The sequence below is a fragment of the Brevundimonas sp. genome (genome assembly GCF_027487935.1).
Classification (GTDB): Bacteria; Pseudomonadota; Alphaproteobacteria; order Caulobacterales; family Caulobacteraceae; genus Brevundimonas.
The window spans coordinates 100,553-115,555 of record NZ_JAIYCP010000005.1 but is presented as its reverse complement, the minus strand read 5'-3'; the positions used below and the strand labels follow the sequence as shown (position 1 = coordinate 115,555).

Sequence of the window (15,003 nt, the reverse complement as noted above, 5' to 3'; positions counted from 1 at the left end):
AGTCTGGAGGGAATTGTCAAGGGGGGTGAGAACCCGTGGAGGCTGTTGTCCAGTCTTTGACTTCCCGGAGCTGAAACGACAACGGCCCCGGCGTGAGCACGTCCGGGGCCGTTTTCATGGGGTGGTAGGCGCGGAGGGACTCGAACCCCCAACCAGACCGTTATGAGCGGTCGGCTCTAACCATTGAGCTACGCGCCCTCCGGGACGACGGTCCCGCCTAGCAGGCGAGCCCGAGCATTGCCAAGCGTCATCGAACCGCCGCCAGTGTGACGGCGATTTCACCGCGATGAATGGAACCTGTCGGGGCAGTTCGCGCGTTCATTCAGGTGCAGACGGTCAAGGTGGTGCCATGGTTGTCGCCCAGCTTCGGGTGCAACGCCCGCCGTCCGCTTCGAGGAGTTTTCACGAGATGATCCGTTCCAAGGCCACTGCCCGGGTTTGCGCCGCTCCGGCCCTGTCCAACCGCGTGCTGATGCTGGGCGGTGCCATGATGGCCACCGCCGCCCTGTTCGCCGCCGCTCCGGCCGCGCACGCCCAGTCGCAGCCGTCCGGTGGCGCACCGATGATGATGCACGCCGTGGCGGCCCCGCCGGCCCTGAACCTGTCGGCATATGGCGAGGTCCGGACCGCGCCGGACATGGCCACGATCAGCTTCGGCGTGGTCACCGAGGCGACCACTGCCGCCGAGGCCATGCAGCTGAATGCGACGCGGATGAACCAGGTCATGGCCGCCCTGCGCCGCGCCGGGATAGAGGCCCGCGACGTCCAGACCTCGGGCCTGAACCTGTCGGCCCAGTATGACTATATCCAGAACGAGCCGCCCCGGCTGCGCGGCTATCAGGCCTCGAACCAGGTGACGGTGATCATCAATGACCTGACGAAGGTGGGGACGACGGCCGATGCCGTGGTCGCGGCGGGTGTCAACCAGATCAACGGCATCGGTTTCGGCCTGAAGGATCCGTCGGCGGCCGAGAATCAGGCCCGTCAGATCGCCGTGCGCAATCTGCAGGCCAAGGCCGCCCTCTATGCACAGGCCCTGGGCGTGGAACTGGCCGGCATCCGGTCGCTGTCGGAGGGCGGCGGTTATGCGCCCCCGCCGCAGCTGATGTTCGCCCGCGCGGAGATGGCCATGGATTCGGGCGGCTCGACCCCGGTCGCGGCCGGCCAGCTGACGGTGCGGATCGACATCACGGGGGTGTATGATCTGGGGCGCTGATGCGGTCTGGGTGGCTGGTGATTGGTGGCGGGTGATTGGTGAGGGGCGGGCCCATCCGCCCATCACGCCAGCCCTTGTCCATTAGTCATCGTCGCCTGCAGCTCTTCACTAGCCACCAGCCACCAGCCACTAGCCACTCGCCACCAGCCACTCGCTCAGCCCCGGGAACGCCGCACCAGCATCATGCCGACGCCGAGGTTCATGCCGTAGCAGATGCCCAGCACGGCCAGGGCTGTGATCGGCCCGTCATCCATGAACCACAGCGGCAGGCTCCAGGGCAGGCCGAGGATCTTCGCCGGCAGGAAGGTCAGCATACCTTCGGGCTGGCCCAGCAGCTTCAGTCCGGCGGGGGTGGCAATCAGCAGGGCGACGGCACCCGCCACCGCATAGAGGGCGAAGAGCAGCCACTGCAGGCCTTGAAGCATTCGTGCCATGATCGGTCTCCCTGCGGGCAGGGGAGTCCCGAACGCTGCCGGCGTCAAGCGGCGCGTTTGATCGCGTTGGCGTCGTCGAGCAGGACCACGGTCGGGGACCACTGTCGGGCCTCTTCCTCGGGCATCTGGCCGTAGGTCACGACGATGACCTTGTCGTTCTTCTGCACCAGCCGGGCGGCGGCACCGTTGACGCCGATGACCTTCGATCCGCGCGGGGCCTCGATGGCATAGGTGGTGAAGCGCGCGCCATTGGTGATGTTCAGCACATCGACCTGCTCGTGCGGAAAGATGCCTGCGGCATCCAGCAGGTCGGCATCGATGGCGATCGAGCCTTCATAGTCGAGGTCGGCCTGGGTCACCGTTGCGCGGTGCAGCTTGGCCTTCATCAGGGTGACCAGCATGGGAGGTGCGGTCCGGATGTGACGCGGGGCGTTCGGCCCCCGCTCGCAGACGGCCCATATAGGGGTTTCAGGGCGGCCCATCAATCGCGGTCGTTGCAATGCAGCATGCGATGCTGCGACGCGCAGTCGCGCGTTACGCGACGTTCATTTGACGGAGAGGTCTGCCGCCCTATGGTCCATTGCGGCCACGACCCGGCCCGTGCTCCGGACGACTTCCCTCGCCATGAAGCAGTTTTTCCTGACGATGCTCGGTGTGTTTGCCGGGATGTTCCTCTTCCTCGTGGTGGTGCCGTTCCTCTTTATCGCGGTCGCGATCGGTTCGGCGTCGTCCGAGGAGCCGACTCCGCGCAATACGGTGCTGGAACTGGACCTGCGTGAGGGCGTGACCGACCAGGCCCCCAACAACCCCTTCGCCATCTTCGGCGGTTCGGGCCTGTCGACCCTTCAGATCGTCGACACCCTGGCCCAGGCCGGGGTGGACGACAGGGTCAAGGTCCTGCTGATCCGCCTGCCGGAAGCCGGAATCAGCCCCGCCGCCGCCGATGAGATCCGTCAGGCCATCCGTCGCTTCCGGGGCACGGGCAAGACCGTCATTGCCCACAGCCAGGGCTTCCAGCCGGTCGGAGCCACGGTCTCCAGCTATATGATCGGGGCCTCGGCGTCTGAACTGTGGATGCAGAACACGGCCGGTTTCCAGCTGGCGGGCTTCTCGGCCGACAGCATCTTCCTCGGCCGCGCCCTCGACCGATACGGCGTCAACGCCGAGTTCGAGCAGCGCTACGAGTACAAGAACGCGGTCAATGAATACACCCAGAGCGACTACACCCCGGCCCATCGCGAGGCGATGACGGCCTGGATGACGTCGATCTATACCTCGGCCATCGCCCATGCGGCGCAGGACCGGAGGACGACGCCGGCGGCCTTGCGTGCCGCGATCGAGGCCGGTCCCCATTCGTCGGCCCAGGCGCTGCAGCGCCGTCTGATCGACAAGATCGGCCAGGTCGAGGAAGCCGAGGCCGAGGCCCGGCGTCGGGCGGGCCGCAATGCCGCGATCATGGAGTTCGCCGACTACGCCTCGTCCAAGGGCCCGCGGGAGGGTTCGGGCCGGAACGCGATCGCCATCGTCGGCGGGGAGGGTGCCATCATGACCGGTACCGGCGGCAGCGCCGACCCGTTCGGTGGCGGTTCCTCGATCCTGTCGGATGACCTCGCCGAGGGCCTCTATGCGGCGATCGAGGATGACAGCGTCAAGGCGATCGTTTTCCGGGTGTCTTCGCCGGGCGGTTCGCCCGAGGCGTCCGAGCAGATCCTGGCGGCGGTGCGCGCGGCCAAGGCGGCCGGCAAGCCGGTGGTGGTGTCGATGGGCGATTACGCGGCCTCGGGCGGCTACTGGATCAGCTCGGAAGCCAACTGGATCGTGGCCCAGCCCTCGACCCTGACCGGCTCGATCGGCGTCTATGGCGGCAAATTCGTGCTGGCCGATGCGCTGGGCCGGTTCGGCGTCGACATGCGCAGCCTGTCGGTCGGCGGTGACTATGCCGATGCCTTCTCGCCGGCGCAGGCGTTCACCCCGGCGCAGCGCGCGGCTTATGCGGCCCAGATCGATCGTACCTATGAGGAGTTCATCGCTCGCGTCGCGGCGGGTCGTCGTCTGCCGCCCGCCCGGGTGCGCGAGATCGCCCGCGGCCGCGTCTGGACCGGTGCCCAGGCCCGGGAGATCGGCCTCGTCGACCAGCTGGGCGGCCTTGAGGAGGCCATCGCCAAGGCCCGCGAGCTGGCCCGTATTCCGGCCGGGGATTCGGTGCGCTTCAAACGCTATCCGGAAGTCAGCTCGCCGTTCGAGGCCCTGTCGCAGGCGTTCGGCGTCTCGGGCGAGGCGGCGCGCGTTCTGGTGGGGATCGGCGGGGTCATGAATGACCCGGCGGCCGAGGCGACCGTTCGCCGCATCCAGACCGAGCGGGCCCGGGCTTCCGGCGCATCGGTGCTGGCGGAACAGCCCTATTGAGGCGGAACACTCGCCTGTGAAGGATCCGGTCATTGACCGTTCATCCGTGTGGACCGACATTGAGGGTTCGACGTTGTTCTTCCAGCGTCTGTTGAGGTGATTTGATGACCCAGTCCGACCGTCTGATCTTCGGCCCGTCGTCGCGCCGTCCGTCGAACGGACTGCTGGCCCCGGTCATGTGGCTGGCAGGCGTGATCGCAACCCTCGTCGCCATGACGGTGGGCGCTGTGCTGGCGGTTTTCACCGCCGTGGCCGTGGCGGTGATCGCCCTGTTCGTCGCTGTTCTGGTCTTCTTCGCCGGCCTGGCCATGGGCGCGCGCCGCAAGGCCGCCGTCCGGGCCCGTCGGGCCGATGACGTGATCGAGGCGCACAAGGTCGACGGCGGGTGGGTCGCCTATGGCTGGGAGCGGCCCGGCCGGTAAGCGCGCCGTGCTCAGCGTCAAGGACGTCCCGTCCCCAAACTTCAACGCCCGGCGCGGCCCACCGGACATGCTGGTGCTGCACTATACCGGCATGCGCACGGCCGATGAGGCGGTTGCGCGGCTGTGCGATCCTGAAGCCCAGGTCTCGGCCCACTATGTGGTCGATGAAGACGGCGCGATACTGCGGCTGGTGGCCGAGGAGCGCCGCGCCTGGCATGCCGGCAAGGGGGCATGGCAAGGCGAGACCGACTGCAACGCCGCCTCCATCGGTATCGAGATCGTCAATCCGGGTCATGAGTTCGGCTATCGCGACTTCCCCGAGGTCCAGATCGATGCGGTGATCAGCCTGATCAACGACATCCGCACCCGCTGGACCATTCCCGACGCCCGTATCATCGGTCATTCGGACCTGGCACCGGAGCGGAAGCAGGATCCCGGCGAGCGGTTTCCGTGGAAGCGGCTGGCCGCGATCGGCCACGGCCTGTGGTTCGAGCCGGCACCGGAGCGGATCGCGGCGCTGGGCGTGCCCCTGGGTGTCGGCGACGAGGGGCTGGGGGTGATCGTCCTGCGCGCCGGCCTGCACCGGCTGGGCTATGCCCTGACGCCGGGCGGGACCTATGACGAGGCGACCCGGCTCACCGTCGAGGCCTTCCAGCGCCACTGGCGGCCGGGGCAGGTGGACGGGGTAGCGGACGGCGAGACGCGGGCGACCCTGATGGGGGTGCTCCAGCTGGCGACGGCGGAGAGTGTGACCGGGGTGTTGAACTGACCATCGCCTTCTCCCTCCCCCGAAGTGGGGAGGGAGAACCGTGCGGCTGTGCCCCACCCGTCTGTCGCTGCGCGACAGCCACCCTCCCCATGAAGGGGAGGGAGAATTTGACGCCAACCCTCTTCCGGCCCATCTGTCGCCGCGTCAGACGGCCGGGCGGTCGCGGCGGGGGTTTTGCCCTCGTCGAGGAAAGTCCGGGCTCCACGGTGAAGAGGCGGCGGGTAACGCCCGCCCGGGGTGACCCGAGGGATAGCGCCACAGAAAGCAAACCGCCTGCCCCTCGGGGCAGGGAAGGGTGAAAGGGTGGGGTAAGAGCCCACCGCGTGCCTGGTAACAGGGACGGCATGGCAAGCCCCGCCTGGAGCAAGACCGAATAGGGACGTCGCGCGAGCTTGCTCGCAGGGTTCACCGCCCGAGGCGTCCGGGTAGGTCGCGAGAACCGTCCGGCAACGGGCGGTCCAGAGGAATGATCGTCACCGTCTCCGGACGGTACAGAACCCGGCTTACAGGCCGTCTGACATAATTTTTGGGCGCTAACGCTCGCCGCGCGGCGGCTCGCTGCTTGAGCGCATCGTCAGCCTCCGACTTGACCCGGGCTGCGTCGTATCGGGCCCCGCGACCGGTGTCGGCCCTTCCGCTTCTGTTAACCCCTTGGCCCCGAATGCGGCGCAGGATTGGCCCACAGGCTGTTAATACTGGGGATGTTCTGTCTCTGTTCACGCCGTTGCAGTTCTGCTTGCCCCAATTGAGGTTAACTTTCGTCAACTAATCCCATTGAGACCCATTTCATCCCATGCTATCCCATTCACCTGGCGCGGGGTTGGTGTGCGCCGCGTGAGGTTCACGGGGATCAGAGGGGCGGACCGAAGGGTCCGAGTTGGGGCAGGGCGTGTTTCTCTCGACCTACGAGAAACAATTGGACGGCAAGCGGCGCCTGCTGATTCCGCAGGAGTTCCGCACCGCCGACAATGGCGCCGAGCATGGCGTCTTCTGCTTCTTCGCCCTGGCCGATGACTGTCTTGAGGCCGGTGGTGACCGGCTGATGGCCGAATATGTCGCCCGGATCGAGGCCCTGCCGTTCGGCAGCGACAAACGCACTGCCCTTGAAGAGACCTTCTACGCCGGCCAGCGCCCGCTCTCCTACGACGGCGGCGGCCGGATCACCCTGCCGGAAAGCCTGTGCCAGGATGCCGGGCTGGGTGAGGATGTGGTCATCGTCGGCCTCGGGCCGCGCTTTCAGATCTGGGACCGCGCGCGCTGGAACGCCCGCCGCGACGCCCGCCGCGCCCTGGCCCGGCAGGTCATGAACGGGGAGGCGGGATGACCTCGCCCCACGCCCCCGTCCTGCTGGCCGAAGTGATCGAGGCCCTGGCTCCGGTTGCCGGCGATGTGATCATCGACGCCACCTTCGGGGCCGGCGGCTATACCCGCGCCATCCTGGCCACCGGAGCCACGGTGATCGCTCTCGATCGCGATCCGACGGTGCAGCCGCACGCCGAGGCCGTGGCCAATGACTATCCGGGCCAATTCCGGCTGGTGCGCACGCCCTTCTCCGGCCTGGCCGAGGCCTTTGCCGACAGCGGCGAGGCGCGGCTGGACGGGGTGGTGTTCGACATCGGCGTTTCGTCGATGCAGCTCGATCAGGCCGAGCGCGGCTTTTCCTTCATGCGCGACGGTCCGCTGGATATGCGGATGGGCGATGAGGGCGAGACCGCCGCCGACATCGTCAACGGTTGGGACCACGGGCCGATGGCCCATATCTTCAAACTGTACGGCGACGAGCGTCAGTCGGGGCGGGTCGCCACGGCCATCCTGCGCCGGCGCGTGGAAAGGCCGTTCGAGCGGACGCTGGATCTGGCTGCCGTGGTCGAAAAGGCGCTGGGCGGCCGCCGGGGTGCGCCGATCCATCCGGCCACGCGCGTGTTCCAGGCGCTGCGCATCGCCGTGAACGACGAACTGGGACAACTGCGTCAGGGACTGGAGGCGGCCGAGGCGGCCCTGTCGCCGGGCGGTCGGCTGGCGGTGGTCACCTTCCATTCGCTGGAGGACCGGATCGTCAAGGCCTTCCTGACCGAGCGGACGGGCAACGCCCCCGGCGGCTCGCGCCATGCTCCGGTCGCGATCGAGACCCGCAAGCCCAGCTTCAACCTGTCATTCAAGGGCGCGCGCGAGGCCGGCGACACGGAGCGGGCCGACAATCCCCGGGCGCGCTCGGCCAAGCTCCGGGCCGCGGTCCGGACCGAGGCTGCCCCCTGGGGTGCCTTCGAGGGGAGGGTCGCTGCATGAATACGGCCGTCGCCACCCTGAACCGTCTCTTCGCCTGGAAGATCCGCGGCATCCGCTGGATCGAGATCATCGGCGTGCTGCTGGTCGCGGTCATGGTCTTCTCGGTCTATCTGGCCAAGGCAGGGGCGGCGCGCGAGAGCGCCCGTATCTCGGACCTCGAACAGCAGATCAGTGACAATGGTCAGCGAGTGCGCCTGCTGCGCGCGGAGGTGGCCCGGCTGGAACAGCCCAACCGGCTTGAGGCCCTGTCGCGCGGGGCGGGCCTGGTGCCTGTCGATGTGCATCGTCAGGCGAGGGTCGAGAATCTTCCGACCCTGGCCCCGATCCCGGAGCCCGGACCGGCCGTCATCGCAACGCCCGCGCCGGTCCCGCCCGCGCCCGCGCCTGCGCCGGAGGCCGAGCGATGAGCGTCCAGGATCCGCATCTGGGTTCCCGCCCGGCACCGTCCTGGGATGTGCGTCGCTTCACGCCCTCATGGCGCTGGCTGACCGAAGCCATGTGGTGGGTCGAACACGCCTTCGGTCGGGCCCGTGCCGTCGCCCGGCCCGAGGAGGACACAAGGGTCCGGATCTTCGTCATCCTGTCGGCCTTCTCGGCGGTCTTTGTCTGCCTGACCTTGGGGGCCGTGCACGCAGCCCTGTTGACGGCCGGAGCCGGTGCCGGAGCGGACTCCCACCCCAATGCGGTCGTTCGCGCTGATCTGGTTGACCGCAACGGGGCCCTGCTGGCCACCAACATCGTCCACTACGGCCTCTATATCGACCCGGCCCAGGTCTGGGACCGGCGGGCGGCGGCGGCGCAGATCCGGCGAGCCCTGCCGCGTGTGTCGCGGACCCGGCTCCAGGCAGCCCTGTACGGCGATCGTCGTCTGCTGGTCGTCAACCGCCTGACCCCGCGGGAAAAGGTGGCGGTCCACAACCTGGCCCTCGGCGGCGTCAGCTTCGAGCCCGAGGACGTCCGCGTCCATCCGCTCGGTGAGTCCGCCCGCCATGTGATCGGCAGTGTCGATACCGGCGGGGTGGGCCTGTCCGCGGCCGAGCGCGCCTTCAACGACGAGATCCGGGCCGCGGGTGCCCGTGGCGAGAGTTTCCAGATATCCATCGATCTGCGGGTCCAGGGTGTTCTGGAAAACGAACTGGCCGCGGCCGCCGAGGCGACCGGGGCGCTCGGTGCCGTCGGCATCATCACCGATGTTCAGACGGGCGAAGTGCTCGGCATGGCCAGCTGGCCGGCGTCCAACTCACGCAACCTGGCCACCGCCGCCACCTATGAAATGGGATCGGTGTTCAAGACCTTCACGGTCGCCGCTGCCATCGACACCGGCCGGGCCGACATGAACACCCTGCTGGATGCGTCCGAGGCGCTTCAGATCGGCAATCGCCGCATCACGGACTTCCATGCCCAGAACAAGGTGATGACGCTGGAGGAGGTGTATCTCCACTCGTCCAACATCGGCACCTCGCGACTGTCGACCGAGATGGGACCGCGGGTGATGCGCGACTATTTCGAACGGTTCGGCCTGATGTCGCGGGCTCCGTTCGAGATTCCCTCGGAAGCGCCCATTCTGCCGGGCGAATGGTCGGACTCGACCCTGGCCTCGCTGTCGTTCGGCTACGGCATCTCGATCACACCGATGCAGATGGCCGCGGCCATGGGAGCCTTGACCAACGGTGGTCGATTCATTCCCCTGACGCTGCGCAAGGGCGGCCGGCCGGATGTGCGGGGCCGCCAGATCGTTTCGCCCGAGACCTCCCTGACCATGCTGGACCTGATGCGCCGCAATGTCGTGCGCGGCTCGGGCGGCCGGGCCGAGGCGCCGGGCCTGCGGGTCGGCGGAAAGACCGGCTCGGCCAACAAGTCGGTCAACGGCCGCTACAACACCGCCCATGCGGTCGGCACCTTCGCCGGGGTCTTCCCCGCTGACGGCCCGGTGAACGCCCGCCGTTACCAGATCCTGGTGCTGATCGACGAGCCGCAAACCTATCCGCGGACCGGCGGCTTCGTCGCTGCCCCGGCTGTCGGTCGTATCGCCGACCGCATCGCCGGCTTCCTCGGCGTGGCGCGCAAGGCCGATCCCTATCGGACGGCCCTCGGCGAGCGCATCCCGGCGTTCGAGGATCTGGAAGGCGACGGGCGATGAACGCGACCCGGCCTGCCCCGATCAAGCTGTCGGAACTGCTGCGCCGCGACGTGGCCGCCGATCCGATGATCACCGGAGTCACGGCCGACAGCCGCAAGGTCGCGCCGGGTTCGCTGTTCGTAGCCCTGCCGGGCAGCGTGGCTGACGGCCGGGCCTTCATCCCGCAAGCCCTGTCGCAGGGCGCGGCGGCGGTGCTGGCCCCCAGTGACACGGATGCGGGCCTGGCCCCGGTCCTGATCACCTCGGGCGATGTGCGTCGGGCCTATGCCCTCGCGGCGCGCGACTTTTATGGCGCCCAGCCCGCGACCTGCGTGGCCGTCACCGGCACCAACGGCAAGACCTCGGTGGCCGCCTTCTGCCGCGAAATCTGGGCCGCCCTGGGCCTGCATGCCGCGAGCATGGGGACCCTCGGGGTTTTGGCACAAATGGGTAACGTTAACCGGGCGTTGACGGGGCCCGGCCTGACCAGTCCGGACGCGGCCGACGCGGCGCGGATCCTGGCGGATCTGGCCGCGAGCGGCGTCACCCATCTGGCGCTCGAAGCCTCGTCGCACGGCATCGACCAGCGCCGGCTGGACGGGGTCACCCTGCAGGCGGCGGCCTTCACAAATCTGAGCCAGGATCATCTCGACTATCACGGCGACATGGACAGCTATCGCAGCGCCAAGCTGCGGCTGTTCGAGACCCTGCTGCCGCGCGGCCGAACCGCGGTTCTGAACGCCGACAGCGACGCCTATTCCAGCTTCGCGGCGGCTTCGATCATGTCCGGGCTGGGCATCATGGGCGTGGGCGAGCGGGGGCGGGACCTGTCGCTGATCGCGCGCCGGGCGACGCCTGAGGGCCAGCGGCTGACGATCGATGCGCGGGGGACCCTGCATGAGGTCCTGCTGCCTCTGGCCGGGGCCTTCCAGGCCTCGAATGCGCTGGTCGCCGCAGGCCTGTGCATCGCCGCCGGCGAGACGCCCGAGCGGGTGCTGGCCGGGCTGGAGAAGATCACCGGCGCGCGGGGCCGGTTGCAGCGTATTCCGGGCAGCGGCCGGGGCGAGGTCTATGTCGACTATGCCCACACGCCGGACGGGCTGGAGACGGTGCTGAAGGCGCTGCGGCCGCATGCGACGGGCCGGCTGATCGTGGTCTTCGGGGCCGGCGGCGACCGGGACCGGGCCAAGCGGCCGATGATGGGCGAGATCGCCGGCCGCCTGGCCGATGTGGCCATTGTGACGGACGACAATCCACGCTCGGAGGACCCGGCGGCCATCCGCAAGGCGGTGCGGGCGGGCTGTCCGGGTGCGCGCGAGATCGGCGACCGCCGCGCCGCCATCCGCGAGGCGATCGAAATGATGGGCGACGGAGATGTGGTGATCATCGCCGGAAAAGGGCATGAGCAGGGACAGATCGTCGGCGGCGTGACCCACCCGTTCGACGACGCCACCGAAGCCGCCGAAGCCCTGCGTATCCATGCCTGACAGACCCCTCTGGACCTCTGCCGAAATCGTTGCCGCCACGGGTGGGACCCTGTCCGGCGCGGCCTTCGAGGCAGGGGGCATTACCTACAACAGCCGCGAGATCGTGCCGGGCGACCTGTTCCTGGCGCTTAAGGGCGCGCGGGACGGCCACGATTTCGCGGCCGCCGCCTTTGCCGCCGGGGCGGCGGGGGCGATCACCGAACATCCCGTCGGGGGCGGCCCGTGCGTGGTCGTGGCCGATACCCTGCGCGGTCTCGAGGCCCTGGGCATGGCGGCGCGGGACCGGACCCCGGCCCGGCGCGGCGCGGTCACGGGCTCGGTCGGCAAGACCAGTGTGACCCAGGCGATCAAGGCGGGCCTGGATCTGGCAGGGCCGTCCCACGCCTCGATCAAGAGCTACAACAACCATATCGGCGTGCCCCTGACCCTGTCGCGGATGCCGCGCACGACCGAACGGGCGGTGTTCGAGATCGGCATGAATGCGCCGGGCGAGATCGCGCCCCTTTCGCGGATGGTCCGGCCGCATGCCGCCTGTGTCACCACGGTCGGTCCCGTGCATATCGAGGCCTTTGCCGACGGCGAGGCCGGGGTGGCGGCGGAGAAGGCGGCCATCTTTGAGGGACTGGCCGACGACGGCGTGGCGATCTTCAATGCCGACGTGGTCTTCGCCCCCGTGCTGGACGGTGCGGCCCGGCGTGCCGGGGCGCGGATCGCGACCTTTGGAACGGTCCCCGGCTGTGATGCGCGTCTGATCGATTTCCAGCCGCACGACAACGGCGCGCGCGTGCGGGCCGAGCTGTTCGGGCGGACGATCGGGTTCCAGCTGGCCCAGTCCGGCTTCCACTGGGGTCTGAACAGCCTTTGTGTCCTGCTGATGCTGGATTCTCTGGACGTGCCGCTGGACACGGCTCTGGCGGCCCTTTCGGAGTTCCAGCCGCTGGCGGGGCGGGGGCAGACGGTTGTGGTCCATGCGCCGGGCGGGGCCTTCACCCTGATCGACGAGAGCTACAACGCCAATCCGCTGTCGATGGCGGCCGGTTTCCGCAGCCTCGGCGCCAGGCCGCTGCCGGCCACGGGCGGGCGGCGGATTGTGGTCCTGACCGACATGCTGGAGCTGGGCGACCAGTCCGAGGCCCTGCACAAGGGCCTGGCCGGGCCGATCGAGGCCGCGGGACTGGATCTGGTCCACGCCGCCGGGCCCGAGATGAAGCGGCTGTATGACGACCTGCCGGGCTCGCGTCAGGGCCTGTGGCGCGAGACCGCCGCCGAACTGGCCGCCGAGGCCGCCATGCTGGTGGGCCCGGGCGACATCGTCATGGTCAAGGGTTCCAACGGATCGAAGGCGGCGCTGATCGCCAAGGCTCTTGCTGCTCTGGGAGGGGCTGCCTGATGTTCTACTTGCTCTATCTCCACTACGCCGACATCGCGCAGGATTATCCGCTGCTCAACCTGGTCCAGTACCAGACGGTGCGGGTGGCGCTGGCCATGGCCACGGCCATGATCGTGGCCGTCACCATGGGCAGCCGCTTCATCGACTGGATGCGGCTCAAACAGGGCAAGGGCCAGCCGATCCGCGCCGACGGACCGGTCTCGCACCTGTCCAAGGTCGGCACCCCGACCATGGGCGGGCTGATGATCCTGGCGGGCATCGCCGTGGCGGTCTTCCTGTGGGGCGACCTGACCAATCCCTATATCTGGATCGTCTCCGGGGTGACCGCAGCCTTCGGCCTGCTGGGCTTCGTCGACGACTATGCCAAGGTGTCGAAACAGACCTCGGCCGGGCTGACCTCGAAACAGAAGCTGCTGGCCCAGGTGGTGGTTTCGGTCATCGCCGGCATCCTGACCGTGATCTGGATGAAGGCCTCGCCGACCTCGCCGAACCTCGAGACCTCGATCGCCTTCCCCTTCTTCAAGGCCGTGCTGCTGAATATCGGCTGGTTCTATGTCCTGTTCGCCGCCTTCACCATGGTCGGCTTTTCCAATGCCGTGAACCTGACCGACGGCCTCGACGGCCTGGCGATCGTGCCGGTCATGATGGCGGCCGGGGCCTTCGGCATCATCAGCTATCTGGTCGGCAATTTCATCTTCTCGGACTATCTGGGCGTCCACCACGTCCCGGGTGCCGGCGAGCTGGCGATTTTCACGGCGGCCATCATCGGCGGGGGCACGGGCTTTCTCTGGTACAATGCCCCACCGGCCAAGATCTTCATGGGCGACACCGGTTCGCTGGCCCTCGGCGGCGCCCTGGGCGCCATCGCCGTGGCCACCAAGCACGAACTGGTGCTGGGCATCGTCGGCGGCCTGTTCGTCATCGAGGCCGCCTCGGTCATGATCCAGGTCGCCTATTTCAAGGCCACCAAGAAGCGCATCTTCCTGATGGCCCCGATCCACCACCATTTCGAGAAGATGGGCTGGCCGGAGTCGACGGTGGTGATCCGATTCTGGATCGTCTCCGCCATGCTGGCCCTGATCGGCCTCGCCACGCTGAAGCTGCGCTAGATGATCCCGGTCCCCGGTTTCGAGGGGCAGCGCGTCGCGGTCTTCGGCCTGGGGCGGTCGGGGATCACGGCGGCGCGCGCGCTGCACGCCGGGGGTGCCATCCCCATCCTGTGGGACGACGGCGTCTCGGGGCGGATGCAGGCCGAGGCCGAGGGCTTTGCGGTCGAGGACCTGAGCCGGGCCGACTGGTCGCAGTTCGCGGCCCTGGTCCTGTCCCCCGGCGCGCCCCTGACCCACCCGAAACCGCACTGGAGCGTCGACAAGGCGAAGGCGGCGGGCGTCGAGATCATCGGCGACATCGAGCTTTTCGCCCGCGCCATGGCGCGCACGCCCGGGACGGTGCGGCCGAAGGTCATCGCCATCACCGGCACCAACGGGAAGTCCACCACCACCGCCCTGATCGGCTGGGTATTGAAACAGGCCGGGCTGAAGGTCGCCGTCGGCGGCAACATCGGCATCGGCGTGCTGGCCCTGCCGGCGCCGGCCGAGGTGGGAGTCTATGTGATCGAGGTGTCGAGCTACCAGCTGGACCTGACGACCGGCTTTGCGCCCGACGTGGCCATCCTGACGAACATCTCACCGGACCATCTCGACCGGCATGGCGGGATGGAGGGGTATGTGGCCGCCAAGGCGCGGATCTTCGCCCATGCGGGCCTGTCCCTGGTCGGGGTGGATGAGGAATGGGGCAGGGGCATTGCCGCGGCCTTGGTTGGTGCCCTTACCGTATCGACCGGCGGAACGCCTGCGGACATTCAGGCCTCGGACGGGCGGCTGAGGGCCGAGGGTGAGACCATCGATCTTGCTGCGGCCCGCTCGCTCCCCGGTCGCCACAACGCCCAGAACGCCGCCTTCGCATACGCCGCCGCCCGCGCTGTGGGTGTCCCGCATGACGCCGCCGTCGAAGGCCTGATGACCTTCCCCGGCCTCGCCCATCGCATGGAGGAGGTCGGCCGTCTCGGCCGCGTCCGCTTCATCAACGACTCCAAGGCCACGAACGCCGACGCCGCGCGGCAGGCGCTGTCGTCCTATGAGCGCAGCTTCTGGATTGCGGGCGGGCGCGCCAAGGCGGGCGGGATCGACGAGCTGGAGGACCTGTTCCCGCGGGTCGTCGAAGCCTTTCTGATCGGCGAGTCGGCCGGGCCCTTCGCCGCCCGGCTGGGCGACACCCCGCACCGGATCAGCGGCGACATGGCCTCGGCCGTGCAGGCCGCCGCGGAAGCTGCCGCCGCGAGCGGGCGCGAGGCGGTGGTGCTGCTCAGCCCCGCCGCCGCCAGTTTCGACCAGTATCCCGACTTCGAGGCGCGCGGTGAGGCGTTCCGGGCCGCCGTCCTTAACCTCGGCGCTACCCCTTCAGGGCATGGTTAG

14 protein-coding genes, 1 tRNA gene and 1 other RNA gene are annotated in these 15,003 nt (G+C 68.6%); 13 read left to right on the top strand and 3 right to left on the bottom strand.

Going from position 1 to position 15,003, the window contains the following annotated elements; all coding sequences use genetic code 11:
- Positions 1–122: 122 nt before the first annotated feature.
- Positions 123–198: transfer RNA gene (locus Q0053_RS02695), tRNA-Ile, on the bottom strand.
- A 211-nt stretch (positions 199–409) separates the two neighbouring features.
- Here Q0053_RS02695 and Q0053_RS02690 point away from each other — a divergent pair.
- The gene (locus Q0053_RS02690) at positions 410–1,216 is read left to right on the top strand and encodes an SIMPL domain-containing protein (protein WP_298095643.1); all 807 of its coding nucleotides are present in this window, start codon (positions 410–412) and stop codon (positions 1,214–1,216) included.
- Between the two features lie 155 nt (positions 1,217–1,371).
- Here Q0053_RS02690 and Q0053_RS02685 read toward each other — a convergent pair whose 3' ends face one another.
- Together Q0053_RS02685 and panD are read right to left on the bottom strand one after the other, a co-directional pair.
- Positions 1,372–1,650: a hypothetical protein gene (locus tag Q0053_RS02685; protein WP_298095642.1), complete on the bottom strand. Its 279-nt coding sequence runs from the start codon at positions 1,648–1,650 to the stop codon at positions 1,372–1,374.
- Positions 1,651–1,694: 44 nt separating this feature from the next.
- Positions 1,695–2,051 carry an aspartate 1-decarboxylase gene (panD, locus tag Q0053_RS02680; protein ID WP_298095639.1) on the bottom strand — a complete coding sequence of 119 codons (357 nt, stop codon included), beginning with the start codon at positions 2,049–2,051 and terminating at the stop codon, positions 1,695–1,697.
- 223 nt (positions 2,052–2,274) lie between these two features.
- On the opposite strand from panD, the gene sppA reads away from it, so the two are divergent.
- The 12 genes from sppA to murD all read left to right on the top strand — a co-directional run bounded on the left by sppA (position 2,275) and on the right by murD (position 15,003).
- The gene (gene sppA, locus Q0053_RS02675; protein WP_298095637.1) at positions 2,275–4,056 is read left to right on the top strand and encodes a signal peptide peptidase SppA; all 1,782 of its coding nucleotides are present in this window, start codon (positions 2,275–2,277) and stop codon (positions 4,054–4,056) included.
- Between the two features lie 104 nt (positions 4,057–4,160).
- Entirely contained in the window at positions 4,161–4,478 is a 318-nt protein-coding gene (locus Q0053_RS02670) for a hypothetical protein (RefSeq protein WP_298095635.1), read from the top strand.
- Positions 4,479–4,545: 67 nt separating this feature from the next.
- A complete protein-coding gene (locus Q0053_RS02665) occupies positions 4,546–5,247 on the top strand; it encodes an N-acetylmuramoyl-L-alanine amidase (RefSeq protein WP_367276670.1) in 702 nt (233 codons plus the stop codon).
- 144 nt (positions 5,248–5,391) lie between these two features.
- Positions 5,392–5,769: RNase P RNA component class A (gene rnpB, locus Q0053_RS02660), an RNA gene on the top strand.
- A 367-nt stretch (positions 5,770–6,136) separates the two neighbouring features.
- The gene (locus tag Q0053_RS02655) at positions 6,137–6,571 is read left to right on the top strand and encodes a division/cell wall cluster transcriptional repressor MraZ (protein WP_298095629.1); all 435 of its coding nucleotides are present in this window, start codon (positions 6,137–6,139) and stop codon (positions 6,569–6,571) included.
- Positions 6,568–7,533 (top strand): 16S rRNA (cytosine(1402)-N(4))-methyltransferase RsmH, encoded by a 966-nt coding sequence (gene rsmH / locus Q0053_RS02650; protein ID WP_298095626.1) that lies wholly within the window; start codon positions 6,568–6,570, stop codon positions 7,531–7,533. Before Q0053_RS02655 ends, rsmH begins: the two co-directional genes overlap by 4 nt.
- A complete protein-coding gene (locus Q0053_RS02645) occupies positions 7,530–7,940 on the top strand; it encodes a cell division protein (RefSeq protein ID WP_298095623.1) in 411 nt (136 codons plus the stop codon). The genes rsmH and Q0053_RS02645 overlap by 4 nt, the downstream gene beginning before the upstream one ends.
- A gap of 89 nt (positions 7,941–8,029) precedes the next feature.
- Positions 8,030–9,673: a penicillin-binding protein 2 gene (locus tag Q0053_RS02640; protein WP_298095699.1), complete on the top strand. Its 1,644-nt coding sequence runs from the start codon at positions 8,030–8,032 to the stop codon at positions 9,671–9,673.
- Positions 9,670–11,139, top strand: coding sequence for a UDP-N-acetylmuramoyl-L-alanyl-D-glutamate--2,6-diaminopimelate ligase (locus Q0053_RS02635; RefSeq protein WP_298095618.1), 1,470 nt, complete (start codon positions 9,670–9,672; stop codon positions 11,137–11,139). The genes Q0053_RS02640 and Q0053_RS02635 overlap by 4 nt, the downstream gene beginning before the upstream one ends.
- Positions 11,132–12,529 (top strand): UDP-N-acetylmuramoyl-tripeptide--D-alanyl-D-alanine ligase, encoded by a 1,398-nt coding sequence (gene murF, locus Q0053_RS02630; protein ID WP_298095616.1) that lies wholly within the window; start codon positions 11,132–11,134, stop codon positions 12,527–12,529. Before Q0053_RS02635 ends, murF begins: the two co-directional genes overlap by 8 nt.
- Entirely contained in the window at positions 12,529–13,638 is a 1,110-nt protein-coding gene (gene mraY, locus Q0053_RS02625; protein WP_298095613.1) for a phospho-N-acetylmuramoyl-pentapeptide-transferase, read from the top strand. The genes murF and mraY overlap by 1 nt, the downstream gene beginning before the upstream one ends.
- The gene (murD, locus tag Q0053_RS02620; RefSeq protein ID WP_298095611.1) at positions 13,639–15,003 is read left to right on the top strand and encodes a UDP-N-acetylmuramoyl-L-alanine--D-glutamate ligase; all 1,365 of its coding nucleotides are present in this window, start codon (positions 13,639–13,641) and stop codon (positions 15,001–15,003) included.

What these genes read in the sequence shown, in the direction of transcription:
- Q0053_RS02690 (WP_298095643.1), top strand. Translation starts at nt 410, where the DNA reads ATGATCCGTTCCAAGGCCACTGCCCGGGTTTGCGCCGCTCCGGCCCTG.
- Q0053_RS02685 (WP_298095642.1), bottom strand. Translation starts at nt 1,650, where the DNA reads ATGGCACGAATGCTTCAAGGCCTGCAGTGGCTGCTCTTCGCCCTCTAT.
- panD (WP_298095639.1), bottom strand. Translation starts at nt 2,051, where the DNA reads ATGCTGGTCACCCTGATGAAGGCCAAGCTGCACCGCGCAACGGTGACC.
- sppA (WP_298095637.1), top strand. Translation starts at nt 2,275, where the DNA reads ATGAAGCAGTTTTTCCTGACGATGCTCGGTGTGTTTGCCGGGATGTTC.
- Q0053_RS02670 (WP_298095635.1), top strand. Translation starts at nt 4,161, where the DNA reads ATGACCCAGTCCGACCGTCTGATCTTCGGCCCGTCGTCGCGCCGTCCG.
- Q0053_RS02665 (WP_367276670.1), top strand. Translation starts at nt 4,546, where the DNA reads ATGCTGGTGCTGCACTATACCGGCATGCGCACGGCCGATGAGGCGGTT.
- rsmH (WP_298095626.1), top strand. Translation starts at nt 6,568, where the DNA reads ATGACCTCGCCCCACGCCCCCGTCCTGCTGGCCGAAGTGATCGAGGCC.
- Q0053_RS02645 (WP_298095623.1), top strand. Translation starts at nt 7,530, where the DNA reads ATGAATACGGCCGTCGCCACCCTGAACCGTCTCTTCGCCTGGAAGATC.
- Q0053_RS02640 (WP_298095699.1), top strand. Translation starts at nt 8,030, where the DNA reads ATGTGGTGGGTCGAACACGCCTTCGGTCGGGCCCGTGCCGTCGCCCGG.
- Q0053_RS02635 (WP_298095618.1), top strand. Translation starts at nt 9,670, where the DNA reads ATGAACGCGACCCGGCCTGCCCCGATCAAGCTGTCGGAACTGCTGCGC.
- murF (WP_298095616.1), top strand. Translation starts at nt 11,132, where the DNA reads ATGCCTGACAGACCCCTCTGGACCTCTGCCGAAATCGTTGCCGCCACG.
- mraY (WP_298095613.1), top strand. Translation starts at nt 12,529, where the DNA reads ATGTTCTACTTGCTCTATCTCCACTACGCCGACATCGCGCAGGATTAT.
- murD (WP_298095611.1), top strand. Translation starts at nt 13,639, where the DNA reads ATGATCCCGGTCCCCGGTTTCGAGGGGCAGCGCGTCGCGGTCTTCGGC.